Origin of the sequence: Streptomyces sp. NPDC059851, assembly GCF_042732005.1 — a bacterium.
In the GTDB taxonomy this organism is placed as follows: domain Bacteria; phylum Actinomycetota; class Actinomycetes; order Streptomycetales; family Streptomycetaceae; genus Streptomyces.
Genome location: NZ_JBHWJJ010000048.1, coordinates 33580 through 50626, shown reverse-complemented (window position 1 = coordinate 50626; position 17047 = coordinate 33580). Strand labels below are relative to the sequence as shown.

The 17047-nt window shown below is 71.7% G+C and carries 12 protein-coding genes and 2 pseudogenes; 8 read left to right on the top strand and 6 right to left on the bottom strand.

Annotated elements, in window-relative coordinates:
* From ACFV7Q_RS18810 to ACFV7Q_RS18795, 4 genes and pseudogenes are all read right to left on the bottom strand, one after another.
* Nucleotides 1-297: pseudogene (locus tag ACFV7Q_RS18810) on the bottom strand (hypothetical protein); the annotation flags it as partial.
* A gap of 196 nt (nt 298-493) precedes the next feature.
* Nucleotides 494-1270: a hypothetical protein gene (locus tag ACFV7Q_RS18805; RefSeq protein ID WP_385429700.1), complete on the bottom strand. Its 777-nt coding sequence runs from the start codon at nt 1268-1270 to the stop codon at nt 494-496.
* 2 nt (nt 1271-1272) lie between these two features.
* Nucleotides 1273-1611 (bottom strand): hypothetical protein, encoded by a 339-nt coding sequence (locus tag ACFV7Q_RS18800; protein WP_385424042.1) that lies wholly within the window; start codon nt 1609-1611, stop codon nt 1273-1275.
* Nucleotides 1608-2462 (bottom strand): hypothetical protein, encoded by an 855-nt coding sequence (locus tag ACFV7Q_RS18795; protein ID WP_385429698.1) that lies wholly within the window; start codon nt 2460-2462, stop codon nt 1608-1610. Before ACFV7Q_RS18795 ends, ACFV7Q_RS18800 begins: the two co-directional genes overlap by 4 nt.
* 391 nt (nt 2463-2853) lie before the next feature.
* Here ACFV7Q_RS18795 and ACFV7Q_RS18790 point away from each other — a divergent pair, with 391 nt between their 5' ends.
* Entirely contained in the window at nt 2854-3993 is a 1140-nt protein-coding gene (locus ACFV7Q_RS18790) for an NlpC/P60 family protein (RefSeq protein WP_385429696.1), read from the top strand.
* Entirely contained in the window at nt 3990-4634 is a 645-nt protein-coding gene (locus ACFV7Q_RS18785; RefSeq protein ID WP_385429694.1) for a tetratricopeptide repeat protein, read from the top strand. The genes ACFV7Q_RS18790 and ACFV7Q_RS18785 overlap by 4 nt, the downstream gene beginning before the upstream one ends.
* A 53-nt stretch (nt 4635-4687) precedes the next feature.
* Here ACFV7Q_RS18785 and ACFV7Q_RS18780 read toward each other — a convergent pair whose 3' ends face one another.
* A complete protein-coding gene (locus ACFV7Q_RS18780) occupies nt 4688-6235 on the bottom strand; it encodes an esterase/lipase family protein (protein WP_385429692.1) in 1548 nt (515 codons plus the stop codon).
* Nucleotides 6236-6306: 71 nt separating this feature from the next.
* On the opposite strand from ACFV7Q_RS18780, the gene ACFV7Q_RS18775 reads away from it, so the two are divergent.
* The 4 genes and pseudogenes from ACFV7Q_RS18775 to ACFV7Q_RS18760 all read left to right on the top strand — a co-directional run.
* Nucleotides 6307-10980 (top strand): hypothetical protein, encoded by a 4674-nt coding sequence (locus tag ACFV7Q_RS18775; RefSeq protein ID WP_385429690.1) that lies wholly within the window; start codon nt 6307-6309, stop codon nt 10978-10980.
* 313 nt (nt 10981-11293) lie between these two features.
* A complete protein-coding gene (locus tag ACFV7Q_RS18770) occupies nt 11294-11992 on the top strand; it encodes an RES family NAD+ phosphorylase (RefSeq protein ID WP_385429688.1) in 699 nt (232 codons plus the stop codon).
* Between the two features lie 776 nt (nt 11993-12768).
* Nucleotides 12769-13167 carry an XRE family transcriptional regulator gene (locus ACFV7Q_RS18765; RefSeq protein WP_385429686.1) on the top strand — a complete coding sequence of 133 codons (399 nt, stop codon included), beginning with the start codon at nt 12769-12771 and terminating at the stop codon, nt 13165-13167.
* Between the two features lie 154 nt (nt 13168-13321).
* Nucleotides 13322-13417, top strand: a pseudogene (locus ACFV7Q_RS18760) (IS5/IS1182 family transposase); the annotation flags it as partial.
* A 30-nt stretch (nt 13418-13447) separates the two neighbouring features.
* Here the strand turns inward: ACFV7Q_RS18760 and ACFV7Q_RS18755 are convergent.
* On the bottom strand, nt 13448-13954 hold the full coding sequence (locus tag ACFV7Q_RS18755; protein ID WP_385429684.1) for a hypothetical protein: 507 nt from the start codon (nt 13952-13954) through the stop codon (nt 13448-13450).
* A gap of 217 nt (nt 13955-14171) precedes the next feature.
* Here ACFV7Q_RS18755 and ACFV7Q_RS18750 point away from each other — a divergent pair, with 217 nt between their 5' ends.
* Both ACFV7Q_RS18750 and ACFV7Q_RS18745 read left to right on the top strand, forming a co-directional pair.
* The gene (locus ACFV7Q_RS18750; RefSeq protein ID WP_385429682.1) at nt 14172-14600 is read left to right on the top strand and encodes a VOC family protein; all 429 of its coding nucleotides are present in this window, start codon (nt 14172-14174) and stop codon (nt 14598-14600) included.
* A gap of 243 nt (nt 14601-14843) precedes the next feature.
* Nucleotides 14844-17030 carry a hypothetical protein gene (locus ACFV7Q_RS18745; RefSeq protein WP_385429680.1) on the top strand — a complete coding sequence of 729 codons (2187 nt, stop codon included), beginning with the start codon at nt 14844-14846 and terminating at the stop codon, nt 17028-17030.
* Nucleotides 17031-17047 lie beyond the last annotated feature (17 nt).

The following is a 17047-nucleotide window of genomic DNA, read 5'->3' as shown; positions in this document are numbered from 1 at the left end:
CCCGAACTTGCCGGTGCCCTCCTTCTTGCACACGGTGAAGGGCCGGCCCTTCTTGGCCACGCAGTCGCTGACGAACTCGATCAGCTCCGCGTACTTCTTCTCGTCCTGCTCCGAGAAGGCCTCACGCCATAGCTTCAGCTGTCGGGCCTCCGCCTCGCGCTGGCCCTTCTCGTCGCAGTCCCGGGCACCGTTGCCGTCGGCACCCTCGCAGATGAGCAGCCGACCCTTGCCGGGGATGGGAGGGTCACCGGGGCCCGGTAAGTGGCAGGTGGTGCGGTCGTTGATCCGCTCGAACAAGCAGTATTTGCCGTTCGAGTTGAGACCGACGTACTGCTCGTGTGCCCACTCCTTCGGAATGGGATCCGCCGGCCCAACGGACGCGTGATACTTGGGATCGTCGGCCGCTACAGCAAAAGTGAGAACGGCGTCGGACCCCACTAGCGCGAACAGGGCGCACAGGACGACGAACGTGCGGCTTGACCACTGCCGACGCTCAGGCATGACGCACCTGAGCCCAACCATCCGACCAGGCATATGGGCTGTTGGGCTCGTAGGCGAGCGGGAAGTCACCCAGAGAGTCGAACTCGTCCGTGAGCTTCCATGAATCGCCCTCCACCTTGATGACGAATGACTGAGTCTCGCCGCGCAGCGGATTCTCGTCCCGCCCTCCCTTGGGCCCGGTGGCGAAGCGGTCGTACGAGAGCCAGACCTGCATGACATCGCCGACCGGTAGCCCGGGTGGCTTGAGGGTCTTCACACGTGCAGCGGTGACAGAAGTGGTGAAGTTGATGTCGGCCGGAATGCCCCCCGATGGAGCGAGCCCGATGGCTTCGCGCGTCTTGCGGATCTCGGAAATCTTCTGGTCCACGTACCCCGGCCTGTCCTTGGCCACGAAGGCGTTGAGCTGCTGGCGGGCCTTCTCGTCATCCAGCCAGGCGTACTCCTCCCAGAAGTAGACGACTGCAGAGATCCCACCGACGGGTGATGACCCAAAGCCTGTGGATAGACCGTCCTTCTGGCCCGTGGGCTTCTTGAGATGGAGCTTCTTGCCCTTCTGGGGCGTCATCAGTTCGTCCCGGGTGTCCGAGGCGGTGTCCGGCGCTCCAGCAGACGGGCTGGCTGAAGCCCGTGGCTCCCCCTTGGCATCGCCGCCATTCATCAGCGTCGCGGCGGTGAATCCGCCGGCAACCAGGAGCCCGGCCACTGCGACGGCGCCGCCGGCCAGGATGAAGCGGGCTCGGCGGGCGTTGAGTCCTGGGGAGGCGTCCACGGTCAGCTGCCCTTCGACATCTTGTAGACGGCGAGTACCAGGGAGGACGTCATGCCGATGCCCCCGGCGCCGATCAGGCTCCACAGCACGCCTTGCTTGCCCCGGGCCGCCAAGGCGGCGCGTTCGGTGTTGTGGCCGATCGCCGTCAGCGCCCACCCGCTGAGCCCGCCGAGGACGGCGAGGGTGAGGCCGCCGCCCGCGGTCCACGACAGGATCGTCTTGGCGCTGTTGTTGACCGGGTCGGGCAGTGCCGGGTTGAAGGCGGGCACGGGGCCGTCGGCCAGGATGGCGAGGCCGGGGTCGGCGGCGACAGCGTGCAGGGTCGTCAGGATGTGGCTCATCGGGTCGGGTCTTCCTCGTCCAGAACGGCAGGTGCGGGATTCGGGGCAGCGGCGGGCTGCGGGGCGTCCGGCAGCGGCTCGCCGAAGGCTTCGCCGGCGGCGGCCAGGACCGCCGAGGCGAGTTCGCGGGCGGCCTGCCGCGTACGGCCGTGGATGCGGGACGGCGGGGCGGCCAGGCCGTGCGTGCGGATGTCGGCGTCGTGGGGCAGCTGGACCACGGCGGCCGCGCGGGCGGTCAGCATGGTGGCGGCTGCCTGCGCCGTAGCCGGCAGGCGCCCGTCCGAGGCGGCGGAGAAGACGACAACCGTGCGCTGCAGGGGCAGGCCCTCGGCGTCGAGCACCATCACGGCCTGCTGCAGCGCCTGGATTCCGGCGGCGGTGGGCTGGGCGCACAGGACCGGCACGGTGAAGGGCAGGGCGCACCAGGCGCGCGTGAGGCCCGGCAGGCCGGTGCAGCGTGCGGTGAGGAGGTCGTGGGCGACCGGGTGGGCGGTGTCCGCGAGGAGGAGCTGCCAGCCGCCGGCGGCGGCCAGCTGGTGCCAGGCGGCGGGGTCGGCGGGCAGGTCGAGCGGGGCGGCGTGCCATGCGCGTGCGTCGGTCAGTACCGACCAGTGGCTGTCGGCCGCTGCCTGCCGGACGGCGGCGGCGCTGCGGATGTCGGCGCGGCTCAGCGGCTGGTCGGGCGGGAGCGCGGCGAGGCCGCCGGCCTGCGCGTCATCCGCGGTCCACCAGGGCCAGGGAGAGCTGAGCCGCGGTGATAAGTCGGCGACCACGGTCTCGGCGAGGGGCGCCATCGCGGTGGCGAGGAGGTGCGCCACGGTGGAGCGGCCGCTGCCCCCGGTAGCGGCCATCACCGGCACCACCAGCCGCGCCGACACCGGCAACCTCACAAGGGCCGGTTCACTCTTCTTCCCCACGAATCCCCCGACTGCCCACTGCGGACCATGCACTAGGCACTACGCACTACGCACTACGCACCGCGCTCTGCGCGCGGCACCCCACAGAAGCCATCACTAGTGTGAATATCGCATCTGCGTCGACGCGGCACCCCGAGCGCCTGCGCACCCTACACCGACCCGCCTACGGCACGTGATTGACGGATACTCAACAACAACCACCGGGCGGCAATGGCATATTGTCACGGTCCGCCACGTACCGCAGCGGGATCGAACGCCGTCCCGATGCGCCGGATTGAACGTTCGTGGACGCAAACGAGCGACGGGGTCGGGACCGGGGGGATCGATGCGGGTGAAGGGCTGGTTAGGGCTGGCCGCTGCGGGGGCGTTGGCCGCTCCGTTGGCCCTCGGGATCGGCATGGTGATGCTCGTCGCCACCCTCACGGAGGACGACAGCAAGGGTGGCATCGGCACCTGGCCGACCGCGGGGGCGCTGAGGATCGGCGGAGCAGACGGCGTACCCGCCGAGTACGCGCCCCTCATCCTGGCCGCGGCCGCCGCCTGCGACCAGGGCCTGCCTCCGTCGGTCCTGGCCGCGCAGCTCTGGGCGGAGTCGCATTTCAGCCCGTACGCAGTCTCCCGGAGCGCGGACGGCACCCCCATCGCCTACGGCATCGCCCAGTTCATCCCCGCCACGTGGGCCGCTCAGGGCGTCGACGGCGACGGGGACGGCGACAAGGACGTCATGGATCCGGCCGACGCCATTCCCGCTCAGGGCCGCATGATGTGCGGCCTGCTGAAGACCGCGAAACAGCACCCGGAGTACAGCGGATCACCCGTCGAACTGGCCCTCGCCGGATACAACGCGGGCTGGGGGCGGGTCGAACAGTTCCGCGGCGTTCCCCCGGCCGGATTCGCCGCAGGACAGACGTACGACTACGTCAAAAAGATCATGGCGAGGTCGGCGAAGTACACCGCGCCCGGCAACGGCGGGGACGGCGGCAACGGCGGGTACGGCAGCCCCGTCGCCCTGCCCGCCGGGTTCAGCCTGCCCCCGGACACCCCGCCCCGGGTCCGTACGGCGGTCGGCTGGGCGCTGCAGCAGAAGGACGGCTGGTACCACCTCGGCGGCGACTGCACCGACGCCCACGGCTCCGACCCGGCGCACTGGTGCGACTGTTCCTCCCTGATGCAGCGGGCTTACGCGGCGGCGGGCATCAGCATCCCGCGCGTCACCTTCGACCAGATCAACCTGCCGCTCCACGTCGACCTGGACAGCCCCAAGCCGGGCGACCTCGTCTTCAACGCCGGCTCGGACGGCTCGGCCGCCCGACCCGGCCACGTCGGCATGTACATCGGCTCCGGCATGCTCATCGAGGCACCCCGCACCGGGGTCCGCACCCGCATCGTGCCGTACAGCAGCTGGCGCGGCTCCTCGTCCTACATGACCCGGGTGACCGGCATCCGCAGGGTGGTGAACTGGTGAGCAGCAACGAACTCTTCCTGCCCTGGGGCGTGGTCACCGCAGACTTCTGGGCCACACCGTCCGCCGCGTCGCGAACGCCGCCGGCCGAACCGCCCGCCGAACCGCCCGCCGAACCGCCCGCCGAACCGCCCGGAAAAGTGGGCGAAGTGGGGGAAGTGGACGTACCCGCGCGGATCGCCGCCATTGCCGCCCTGGCCGGGAAGGGGAGGCTGGACGAGGCCGTGGTGCTCGCCGAGCAGCTCGACACCGAGCACACCGCGGCCACCCGCGGCAGCGCCGCCACCGCCGCCAAGAGCACGACAGCCACCACGGCCACCACGGACATCCGGGAAGTGCGCGGCTACCTGGCCAGCCTGGCCGGGGACCACCGTGCAGCCGTGGACTTGTACCTGCACGCGCTCCGCCTGCGCGCCGAGCTGCACGGACCGGACCACCCCGACACCGAAGCCGCCGTCCACCGCACGTACGGCCTCTGGCGGACGATCACGGACCCCGCCCTCAGCCAGCAGCTGGGCGAGCAGCTGCTGACCACGGTCGTCACCCTCCAGGGACCGCACGCCGCGGCAGTCCGCCGGATCCGCCGACGGCTCGCCGCAGCGAGCGCCGACCCGGTCGCGACGCCGACCGTGCGGGACCACTGACGAGACGGCCCTCGGCCGGTCGTCCCCGCCGCGGGGAGCGCGCCCCGTGCTCGTCAGGCTTCCGCTTCGGCCAGGGGCTGTCCGGGTTCGGCGGCCATGACGAGCTGGGTGATGCCGAAGCCGTCGGCCGTGTGCACCTCGATGCGGTAGAGGCCCGGGGCCGGTACGGCCGCCTTCGCGGTGGCGATGCCGTCCTCCCAGGTCAGAGCCAGTTGGGGGGCGGGGCCGGGGTTGTCGAGGTCGGTGATGCGGCAGGTCAGGCCCGAGAGGGAGTCGACGTCGCTGAGCTGGATCTTCCACGTCTGGCCGGCTTCGACGAAGTCGGGTGCGGTCAGGCCGCAGCCGGCTTCGCCCTGGGGCGGCCCCCCGTGGATGTCCTCGCGCAGGATCTCCGTGACAGCATCGAGAGCGGTCCGCGCCTTGGCGACGTCGCCGTGCTGGAGGGGCAGGTGGGTGACGGCGGTGGTGAGGACCGCCGACTCCTTGTACACGGTGCCGTCGCCGTGGACCCGGAAGTAGCGGAGGCGGTCGTGCCGGTCCCGGATGAGGGTTCCGTCGGAGTTCGACCGGGCTCCGTCGTAGTGTGCCTCGACCCGGCCGTCGGTGACGGTCAGGTTCTGCCAGGTGGGCTGGTTGACTCCGACTACGGAGCGGTGGTCGGGCAGGCTGATGTTCCTCTGACCGTGGTGGAAGCGGGCCGCGTCGCGCGCCAGCTCCGCGCTGCCTCCGATCGCGGCGATGTCGCTCGGGGTGAGGTGGCGTACGTCGCCCCCGGCGCGCAGGCTCCTGTACTGCGGCAGCAGGTCGTGGAGGCCGGGCATGGTGGCGCAGATGGAGCGGAGCTTGCGGTGCGGGAGCGGTACGGGGGCGCCGCGACCGGTGCCGAGGATGACCGCGGCCTTGACCGAGCCCTGGAAGGGGGTGCCGAGGGTGATGACGCCCCGGGTGTCGGTGTGGAGGTCGCTGTCGTGGGCGGGGTCGAGTGCCGCGCGGGTGACGAGTCCGCCCATGGAGTGGGCGACGAAGACGAGCCGTCCTTCTCGCTGGTCGGCGCGGTGGCGGCGGGCCCGGGCGTGCGCGGGGTGGCGGCGCCACTCGGTCAGGTGCCGGCGTGCGGCGTCGGCCAGGAGGCGGCCGTTGGCGGCGACGGGGAGGCGCCAGTCGTAGGCGAACTCCCACACGGCCGCCGGGTCTGCGACGCTGGACCGCACGGTCTCGACCAGATCGGTGTACGGCTCGCTGCCGGCGAGGTACGGGGTCCACGCGGAGTGCTTGAGGAGGCCGGTCGCCTTGATCCGGCCGGTCTTGCCCGCCAGCTCGTCCTCGGTCATGGCGAGGGACTTCAGGCCCGAGGGCGTGGTCCAGGCCTTCAGCAGCCAGGAGATGCCGCCGATCCCCCAGACGTCCTTGCCGGTGGTCGTGTCGTACAGGGTGCTGCCCATGATCCCGGGGACGACGACGACGGCGTCCTGGGTGACGTACTCGGGTAACTCCCCGGAGTCCCGCAGCTGCTGCGCGGCGGCAGCGACGGCGGTCGTAGCAGCCGCGGTGGTCGTGGTGGCGGTGGCGGCGGCTCGGTGCGGGTGCGGGTGCGCGTTCATGGCAGTGAAGAATAGGGACCGTGGCAGGGGAGCGGGGCGGGATCGGCTTGGCCGGTCCCGGGAGGGTGCCGGTGACGCCGGCCGACACGGTCGCCGGAGGGGTTCCGGATCCGGCGCTGTCCGACGGTGCCGGTGCGGTGGCGGCGCCGCCCGGGGGCACGTTGTTCGTCCTGGCGATGGAGGACGGTACGGAGGCGTTGCGGCAGGCACTGGGCGCGCAACTGGCCGCGGTGTCCCTGTGGTGGGAGCAACGGCCGCCGGACGGTCCCGGCTTCGTGAAGGTGGCGCCCACCCACCCGGTGACCAGCCGTCACGACGTGGAGCGCTTCCTCGCCGAGTCGGGGATCCGGGAGGCTGAGGAAGACGTCCCGCTGGTGCTGTACGTGTCGGGCCACGGGGTCACTTCGGCCGCGGCGAAGCACTTCGCGGTGCTGCAGGACACCGACACGCACCGGCTCCTGGCGACGGGTCTGCGTACGACGGAGATCGTGATCGCCGCGCTCGACTCGTACGCCCGGGACGTCCTGGTGATCGTGAACATGTGCGAGTCGGCCGACATGGCGGGGGAGCTGCTGGAACTCTCACGGGACCTGGCCACGCAACGCACCACGCACGGCACGCTGAACGTCCTGGTCACGGCGGCGCCCAAGATGCGGGTGCTGGGCGGGGAGTTCGCGCTCGTCCTGCGGGAGGCGCACGAGTGGCTGCGCACGGCCGGAGGGAACACCCGCCGGTACCTGACGATGTCGGAGTTCAGCCGGGCGCTGTACCAGGCGACGCAGACGATCGGCGCCAGGCTCGAACGGAACCTGTCCGTCGACTGCGCCGTGCTCATGGGGAAGGAACACGTCCCCACCCCGACCCTGCCGAACCCGGGGTACCGGTCGGAGCCGGCCGCGGTGGAGGAGTGCCGCCAGGAAGTGGCGGCGACCCTCGACGACATGGGCTACTGGTTGGAGAAGGCCAGCGGCCGCACCGGCGCCGACGACACCGGATGGTACTTCTCGGGCCGCAAGCACCTGAACGCCTCGCTGGTCTCCTTCCTGCGGGGTGCACCCGGGGTCCTGGTCGTCACCGGGACCACCGCGAGCGGGAAGTCGGCCCTCCTGGGCCGCGCGGTGACCTTGAGCGACGCGACGTTCAGGAAGTCGGACCTGTTCGCGGCCGCCGTGGGGCACTGCCCGCCGGAGACCGTCCCGGACGAGGGCTCGGTGACCATCGCGGTCACCGCACGCAACCGGGAGGCACTGGGCCTGATGCGGGTCATCGGGCAGAAGCTCGGGGTCTCCCCGGACAGTTCGGGCCGGGACCACATGAGCCGCTGGCAGCTGGGGCTGCGGGAGTTCCTGGGCTCGCCCGGCCCCGCGGTCACGATCGTCGTCGACTCCCTGGACGAAGCGACCGACCCGGGGGCGGCCCTGCACCAGGTGCTTGTGCCGCTGGCCGGCCACCTGTCCGTACGGCCCGGCGGGGGTCATCGACCACCGGGTCAGCCGCCCCCGGAGCACGCTCCGGACCCGGGCCACGCTCCGGACCCCGGGCACGACCAGCCGGACACCGCACCCCCGCCGGTGCGGCGCGGTGTCCGGCTGGTCGTCGCCGTCCGCAGCAGCGGTCCGGGCGAGGGCGACCGCCTCGTCCCGGACGGCGGCCAGGACCTCCTGGACGGACTGCGGGGCGCGTTCCGCGGGGCGGCCGTGCTGCGCACCGACGGCGAGGACACGGGCGAGGACGTCGAGGGGTACGTACGGGCCCTGCTGTACGGGGAGGCCACCTGGGCGGGACACGACCTGACCGAGGTGGCGGAAACGGTGGCCGGGGCAGTGGGACGCTCCTTCCTCGACGCCCGTGTGGCGGCGCACCAACTGCGCGGCGCGGGACCGCCGCTACTGGGCGACGCGCGCTGGCTCGCACAGTTGGGCGAGGGCACGACCGGACTGCTGGAAGCCGACCTGGCGAGGTCGGCGGAGGACGGCCTGGCGGCGGACGAGGCACGGGCGCTGCTGCGGGCGACGGCGTTCGCGCAGGGGCGCGGCATCGCCTGGGGTGAGGTGTGGCCCGCGGTCGCGTCCGCGTTGCTCGGGGAGGCCCTCGACGACGCCGATGCCAAGATCCGGACCCTGTTGGGAGGCCGTCTGGCGGGGTACCTCACCCGTGACGTAGAAGAGGACCAGCGGGTCTACCGGCCGGCGCACGAGCGGTTGGCCGCCGTCCTGCGCGCTCGGCCCGTCGCCCGCGCCGGGCGTGGTGGGGGGATGGGGATGACGGGTGATCGGGACGAGCCTGCCGGGCCGGCGGGTGGGTGCGACGTGTACGGCGGCGACGACGCCGCCGCCACAGCCGTGCACGCCCGTATCGCGCGGGCGCTCGCCGAACTGGCCGCGCCGCACACCGCCGGCACCGCCCCGCACCCGTACGTCCGGCGCTACCTGGCCGGTCACGCCCGGCTGGGCGGGGTCCTGGACGATGCGCACGTGCCGGCCGATGTCCTGCCGTGGCTGACGGGCAGCCCCGTCCGCGGCCTGCTGGGTCCGGACCGGGGGCGGGACGGCAGGCACTGGCTGGAAGCGTGGGCGGCGGTGGAGCCCTATCTGCACCACGCCGACCACCCCTCCCGCCTGGCCAGCCTGCACCTGGCGTACACGGCGCTGCGGTTCCCCGGTGAGCCGCGCCCGCGGACGGCCGAGGAGTTGGCGTCTCCGCGCCGGGCCACGCCGCTGGGCGTGCTGTGGTCCCGGTGGGCGCCGCCCGTCAACGTCCTGGTCACCCTCGACACCACGGTACGGTCCCTGACGGCGGTGTCGGCCCCCGACGGGCGCCCCGCTCTCGCGGTGGGCGACGAGGCCGGCGGTATCGAACTGGTCGACGCGGTCGAGGGGACGGCGGTCCGCGAGCGGATCCGGGGGCACGAGGGAGCCGTGCGCCACCTGGTTGACGCGCCGCGCCCGGGGCAGTCCGCCCTGCTCGTGTCCGGCAGCGCGGACGGCACCGTCCGCCTCTGGGACCCCGCGACCGGAAGCCTCGTCGACCAGGTCCACCGGCCCGGCGGGATCTGGATCGCCGACGTGTGCGCGTACCGCGACGGCGGGAACGAGCTCGCGGTGCTCTGCGCCGACGGGAACGGGGAGGTGGTCTGGTGGAACGAGCGGATGGGCCCCCAACCCCTGCTGACCCTGCCGGACGGTACACCGCGTACACCGCGTACACCGCGTACGCCGCGTACACCTCTCACGCCGCATCCGCCGCATCCGCCTCGTACGAGCCCCACCGGGCTGGCCGCGGTGGAGGAGCCGCCGGGACGGCCGTTGCTGGCCGTCGCCGACGGGTCGTCGCTGGTGTTCCGGGACACCGCGGCGTCCGAGGAGGTGGCACGGTTCGAACTCCCCAGCGCCGCATGGGTGCTGGCCCCCACCACGCGACCCGGGACGGTCGCGGCCGGCCATGCGGACGGGAGCGTCACCGTCTGGGGCACCGGCGGACTGCACTGCACCCTCACCGGCACCACCGGGGCGGTGAGCAGCCTGGTCGCGCTCGCTCTGGGCGAGCGGCACGTCCTCGCGGCCGGCACGGGCAGCGACATCGCCGTGTGGGACATCGCCGCCGGAGGGCCGCCGGGACTGCTGAGCGGTCACACGGCGGCGGTGACCGCGCTCAGCCCCGTTGCTCCTCCGGACGCCGGAATCCTCGCCTCGGCGTCCGGCGACGGCACGCTGCGCCTGTGGAACCGGGAGGTCCTGGAGAGGGCGCTGGCCACCGCGGGCACGCCTGCCGAGCCGGCCCCGACGGGCGGAGCGCTGCTCCTGCCGGACCCGGTGGATCCGGCCGCCCCTTCCTGGTTCGCGCTCAGTGGCGGCCGTCCCGACATCGACGTCCAGGACATCGGCACGGGGGCCGGCGTCACCCGGATCGACACCGGCCGGGCGCCGTCAGCCCTGGTCTGGGCCCACCGCCGGGAGGGCCGCCTCCTGGTGGTGGCCGGTGCCGGAGACGGGGACCCCGGTATCCGGCTGTGGGACGCGGGCACCCGGCAGTTCCTGCCCGACGTCCTCGAAGGGCACGTCCCTTCCCTTCCCGTCCGCGCCCTCGCCGCGTGCACCACCGCGGACGGCCGGCATCTGCTCCTGAGCGGCGGGGACGACTGGAGGGTCGTGCTGTGGGACCTGGACCGCCCGGGCCCGTTGCAGAAGTGGACCGGTCACGAAGGGCGGGTCAGGGCGGTGGCGGCCGTCTCGTGCGGGTCCGGTGCGGACTGGTTCGCCTCCGGCGGCACCGACGGCACCGTGCGCCTGTGGGACGCGGACGGGGGACCGCTGGGCGAGCCCGTGCGGTGCGACCAGGGCCTCGTCCACGCCGTCGCCGTCAACTGCTGCCCCCTCGGCGGCCTTCCGCCGTATCTGGCGACGGGCGGTGACACGGGCACGGTGCGGCTGTGGGACCTGCGCGAGCGCCGGCCCCTGGGCGAGCCGCTGACCGGCCACACCGCGGCCGTGCACGCCCTGGCCGTGTGGAACGCGGAGGGCCACGGCAGCTTCGTCGCCGGCGCCGCGGGCGACGGGACCATCCGGATCTGGGACGCCGCCACCGGGCTGTGCCGTCTACTGCTCGCCACGGGCAGCCCCGTCCGCAGCATCGCCGCCCGTCCCGCGGGAGCCGGCGGGCGGGTCGTGCTCTCCTTCACCGGGGACGCGGGCGCCGCCGTCGTGGAGGTCGACCTCTCCGAGTGCCGGCTGCCCGGCGGACCCTGATCACGTCCGTGTGCGCCCCCGCGTTCCCTCGTGCGCCCCCTCAGACCACCGCAACCGGCTCGCTTCGGTCGTACCCGAGCATAAAAATGATCGTTCGGCACGTGTCACGGACCCGTACCGCCGTACGGCGCTCCCACCCGTCGCGCGCCGAGCACCCAGCACATGAGTGGTCCTCATCCTCATGAGCGCAACACCGTCACGGAAACCGGCTCTCCCAGCGGACCGCCCTGCCGGCCCGGACCGCCGCACGAGCCCACGAGCATCACCGGCCCGAACTGCCCGCAGGGACGGCCGGAGCAAGGAGAGCGGCCGCATGAGTCGGGACACCACGCAGTTGGACGTCAGCCTCGTACCCGCGCCGGAAGACGGCGTCTGGCGTCTGGGGAAGTCGCCGCACCCGGTCACGTACGAAACGATCAGCTCGGAGGACGCTGCCGAGAAGGGCGGCAATCGTTGGAGCCTGGCCAGCTACGGCACCCTCTACTGCGCCTCCGAACCCGACGGGTGCTTCGCAGAGGCCTTAGCCCCCTTCCGCGTGCACCCCGACATGCTGGAGGTGATCGCGGACGACTGGCAGGAACCCTCCTTCCTCGCTCCCGGAAAGCTGCCCCGCGACTGGAGCACCAGCCACACCCTGGTCCGTCTCCAGCCTCCCAAGGAGGCCCGTTTCCTCGACGTGGACGACGACCGCACCCTCAAGACCCTGTCCGACGAGCTCAGTGCGAAGCTGGCGGAGCAGGGTGTCGACAGGCTCACCACGCAGCACGTCCAGGGCCCCAACCGGCGGATCACCCGGCTGATCTCGGCCTGGGCCATCACCCAGCGCACCGGTCCCGCGCACCAGGAGCGCCTCATCCACGGCATCGCCTACCGCTCCCGCTTCTACGGCATGCGCCAGTGCTGGGCCGTCTTCAACGACCTGGAGCTGAAGCAGTTGGAGTCCAGCCTGGTCTTCCCGACTTCGGAGGCACTGCGGGGGGTGGCCGACGAGTTCGGGCTCACCATGCTGTGACCCACGCAGCGGTCCCCCTCGGCCCCCTCGCCCCCCTCGTCCCCCTCGACCCCTCGCGTTGCCCACCCCGGAAGACACCGGAAGCCAACCCCAAAAACCACCCCGCCCGAATCGTCCGAAGGAACGAAAAACAATCCCGTTGCCGGCCGCCCCACGCCATCGGCCCCCACCCGGACCGATGGCGTACATGCAGGTCATGGGGCAAGTACCTGCTCAAACAGGCCAGTTGACTTTTCGTCGAGAAGCCGTCGGGTTCTGCGTAAGAGGTGGAGTTGGAACGTGATAATGGGTAACCTGGACAGTACGTCCAGCAACTTGGAGCATGTGGGGGATCTCATGAGCACCATCGGTAACGCCGTCAGTGCGTGCTTAGCCGCCGCGTTCGTGCTGCGCATCGCGGCACCACCACCCGCAGCAAGGGCCGCACTCCCAGCCGACGGCACGGACCACCACGGCCCCGCTGCGCTCCCGGCTCTACCCCATCAGCCATGTGCCGGATCCTTGTGGACCGGAATACAACCGTGCTGAGCGCCGACCGCTGACGCCGGCCGGCAGGCACACACCGCACCCGCGTTGGTCACGCTTCCCAGCGGGTCGGAACCACTCACGAAGCGTTCGCAGCTCACCGATACCCAGCCGTCCCGTCTGCCTGCTCTCGCAGCGGCAGCCACGCGACAGCCGCCGGGTCCTGGGCGCACACCCCGACAACCCGTCGCTTGAACACGCGACCCGCCACCGGACGGGCGCGCAGTGAAGGCTACGAGGGAGACCTGACCATGCCTTCAGACACCGCATCCTCCGTCGCCAGGAGCGTCGCCAGCGCCCAGCGGGCGCACGTCACCACCGTGCGCATGCAGATCAGCGACATCGCCCGCTTCCTCCAGGACAACCTGGGGCAACGCCTGACCGCCCGGATCGCCAACATCAGCGATCCCAAGCAGGTCGGCAAGTGGGCATCGGGCGACACCATGCCCCGCCCCGAATCCGAGCAGCGCCTACGCGCCGCGCTGCAGGTCTTCCAGCTCATCCAGGACGCCGAAAGCCTCTACACGGCACGCGCATGGATGATCGGGATGAACCCGCAACTCGATGACGAGGCGCCGGCCCAGTGCATCGCCGACGGCCGCTGGCGCGACGTCATGGTGGCAGCCCGCGCCTACGTCGACGGCGGCTGACCGCCCGCGCACCCCGTCCGGCACGGCAGCAACGGGCTCCCCCCAGCACCCGTGCCGGACGAGCGCACGCACCCGACAGGTTCGGAAGAAGATCACGGGCCGCGAACGCCACAGCCGTCGACCCGGCGCCACCCTGGGGATCGACGCCGAGATCCGCGACTACGAAACCCATCCGCACCGTTGCGAAGCCACGATCCGCGCCGCGATGATCGACCACACAAGCCGCAGGCCCACCCGGGAACCCACCCCGAAACCGGCGGTATACCTGACTCCAGCCGCTTCAGTGGAGCGAGTGGGACCGCTGACGCCGATCAGGCGGGGCGAAGCTCAGCCCGTTCTCGTCAAGAGCATTGAAGACGGTTACCCGACTCTTCTCGAAAACGAAGCTGACGTCGACGTTTCCCTGCGCCAGATCCCCGCCCGTCCACTCGAGCAGCTCGACCTCCTTGAGAGGCAGGCCCAACTGAGCCTGAAGTCCAGGAAGAGGCGCGGCTTGCCACTGAAGGTCGAAGCCGGGCCACCGGACAGGGCCACTGGGGTCGATCGTGTTCCACGTGAGGGAAAGATCGTCGAACTTGTGGTGGTTGATCTCAACCCGCTCGCCCTCGAAGTCGAACAGGACCGGGCAGTCACAGAACCACTCGTCATCCCGACGGTCCCAAACCACCCAGACCCTCGTCAGGGTCCGGCCGGCAAGACCACGCAGGCGATGCGCATGCTCCCGCACGACGTCGCTGCGGCGGTTCAACCACAACGGCTGGTAACCCGCGATGCCAAAGTCGAACATCGCGTCATCTTGTCAGAGCTTCCTCACGGCAGCTCGACGCAGCCCCAACGGCAACCGACCGGCACTTCTCCAACACCTTGTCGGGACAACCCGCTCTTCCGGTTTGATCACTCGGTGTCCAAGTGCCCCTGTCGCGACGCTGTGGCGGGCGGATCCACCCTGGGAAGAGGGCGGCAGAGCCCCCTGAGCCCCCTGAGCCCCTTGGTATGGTGCGCCGATGTCAGCGATCAAGGAGTTCCAAGTCACCTTCGACTGCGCAGAACCCGAGCGCCTCGCTCGTTTCTGGTGCGAGGTGTTGGGGTACGTCGTACCGCCGCCACCGGAGGGGTTCGCCACGTGGGAGGAGTTCAAGTGCTCGCAGCCACCTGAGCAGCGGGATTCGTGGTTCGCGTGCAGTGATCCCTCAGGTGTGGGCCCGCGACTGTACTTCCAGCGCGTCCCCGAAGGGAAGGCCGCCAAGAACCGGCTGCACCTTGATGTGCGGGTCGGCACCGGACTCGTGGGTGCGGAGCGCCTCGCCGCACTCGAGGCCGAATGCGCACGACTGGTCCCGCTCGGCGCGGTACACGTGCGAACGCTGTACGACGGCAACGACGCGTGCATCCCGATGCTGGACATCGAGGGCAACGAGTTCTGTCTCGACTGAGCGTTCTGCGAGTCGGAGAGGCGGGGAGCCGCCTCCCTCGAACCTCCCCGGTCTCGTAAGCCGGCGGCAGTCTCCCGTGGGGGCGGGGTCGTGCCGCGCCGGCAGCGTCCGCCGGAGTCTGCCGCTTCCAGGCCACAGCAATGGCCCTCGCAGCCGGGGGGTGAACGGGCACCCGGTTGCGGCCGGCCCCCGGTGTTCGAAAACGTGGGTGCGGCCCGTCGGGCGGTCTGGGATCATGCGCGGATGGCCCACCCTCTAGAATCCCTGGTCATCCAGCACACCCACCGCCTCCCCGCCCCCTCCGGGCCGGCCGGACAAGGCGGCGCCGCAGCACGACGGTTCGACGCAGCGCTGATGTCCGTGGGCTTCAAGCTCTCGGGGGACCTGCTGGAGCGCCTCTCGGGCCTGGCCGAGGAGACCGTCCTCGACACCGCGTCACGCACGCTCGACACCGTTCGCGCGATGGTCGGTGACCACGTCCAGCACAACGTCTACTTCGTCGACTTCCCGGCCAACGTGCCGGACACGCTCGACTTCTGGATGCAGTGCATCCGCGAGGCGCTCGACGACGACGCCTCCCGGGCCGGCACCCTCGACCAGCTCCGGTCCGGCGTCATCGACCTGCTGACCCTCCCGACGTACGGCACCTACCGGCACGCGTACGAAGAGATGCTCACCGCGCACGACGAGCTGATCGCCGCCGCCGGCGACCGCATGACGGTCCTGCACGCGGGCGGCACCCCCGAAGCCGAGGCCACCGCCCTGTACCTGGCCCTGGCAGGCAGTGCCACGCCGCTGGGCGAGGACGGCCTCCGCGACCTCGCCGTGCTCGCCGGGCACTGCGCCGACGGCCCCCAGCCCGCACAGATCCCGGTCCGGGAGAACCGCGCCGTCGTCAACCGCGCCCGCCTCGACCGCGGCGCGGACCTCCTGCTGGACACCGTCACCGACGCCCTGCGCCTCGCCTGCGCCCTGTCGGACGGCGACGTGACCCTCGCCGAACCGACCCGCTTCCGGTCGCTGCCCCGGCCGGTCCGCCGCGCCCTCCTCGCCGGCCTCGACGCGGTCGTCGCCGCGTCCCCCGCCAAACTCGCCGACGTCACCGCGCACCGCGAGGCGTTCAAGCGCCTCGGCGAGCGCCTCCACCCGCACGAGTACCCGCGCTGGCCGCACGCCGCCGACGTGTTCGCCGTCGCCCGCGGCGAGAAAGAGGCCCGGACCCTCGACAGCCGCGTCGAGGAACTGCTCGGCGCCGACGACGTCACGGGCGCAGCACGGCTGCTGGCGTCCGCCGCCCCGGGCAAGCTCCTGCGCTCCCTGGACCGGCTGCTGCGCGCCTGCCCCGGGCAGGCGGAGCGCGATGCGGTCGTGGCCGCCGTCGAGGAGGCGGCCCCGCAGGTCTCCGGCCGGGTCCTGCTGTCGGTACGCGAACACTTCCACAACCGGCCCCAGGAGCGGATACCGCGCCCGCGCCGCTTCTTCGTCAACCGCGGGGGCCGCGCCTGGGTCACCACTGACACCCGCCCGCCCGTTCCGGAACCCGAGACCAAGCGCCTCGTCGCGGCCCTGGACGCCGAGACGCGCCGCCGGCTCCCGGAGCCGGGACACCTGCTGGTCGACCCCGCCGTCCTCGACGTCGCACTGCCGCTCAGCGGCAAGGCGACGGCCGCCGGGCTCGGCGTACTCCCCCGCGGCTCCCTCTCCCCCGTCGACGGAGAGCTGCTGCGGTTCTTCGTCCACTGGAGGCAGGCGCAGCGCAGCACCGACTTCGACCTGTCGGCGCTCATGCTGGACGGGTCGTACGAAACCCTGACCTGGCTGTCGTACACGGCCCTGCAGGACCTCGAAGGCGAACACTCGGGCGACATCACCGACGCCCCCGCGCCCGACGGCGCCTCGGAGTTCATCAACCTGCGCCTGAACGCCGTACGCGGCGACTTCATCGTCCCGCAGGTCAACATCTTCTCCGGGGAAGGCTTCGAGGAGGTCGCCGAGTCGTTCTTCGGCTTCATGCTGCGCGACGCCGATCAGCAGGGCCGGCCCTTCGAGCCGCGAACGGTCCGCATGAAGTCGCAGATGCGGGGAACGGGCAGGGTCGCCCTGCCGCTGGTGTTCCTGCGCGGGGACGACGGCAAGTGGCGCGCCAAGTGGCTGCACCTGTACCTGAAGGGCAACCCGAGCGCCAACCGGGTCGAGGAGAACAGGGTGTCGGTCGCCACCCTGGTGCGCGGCATCGTCGAACGCGACCAGCTGACGGTCCGACACCTCATCGGCCTGATGGCCGACCGGGCCACGACCACCACGTGGTGGGACGGCACGCAGGTCCCGAACGGCCCGGTCACGTACATCGGCCTGGAGCGCCCGGAAGGACTTCACCCGCAGTCAGTGGTGATCACCCCGGAAAACCTGCGCGCACTGATCCCGGCCTGACTGCTACCGTTGGCCCC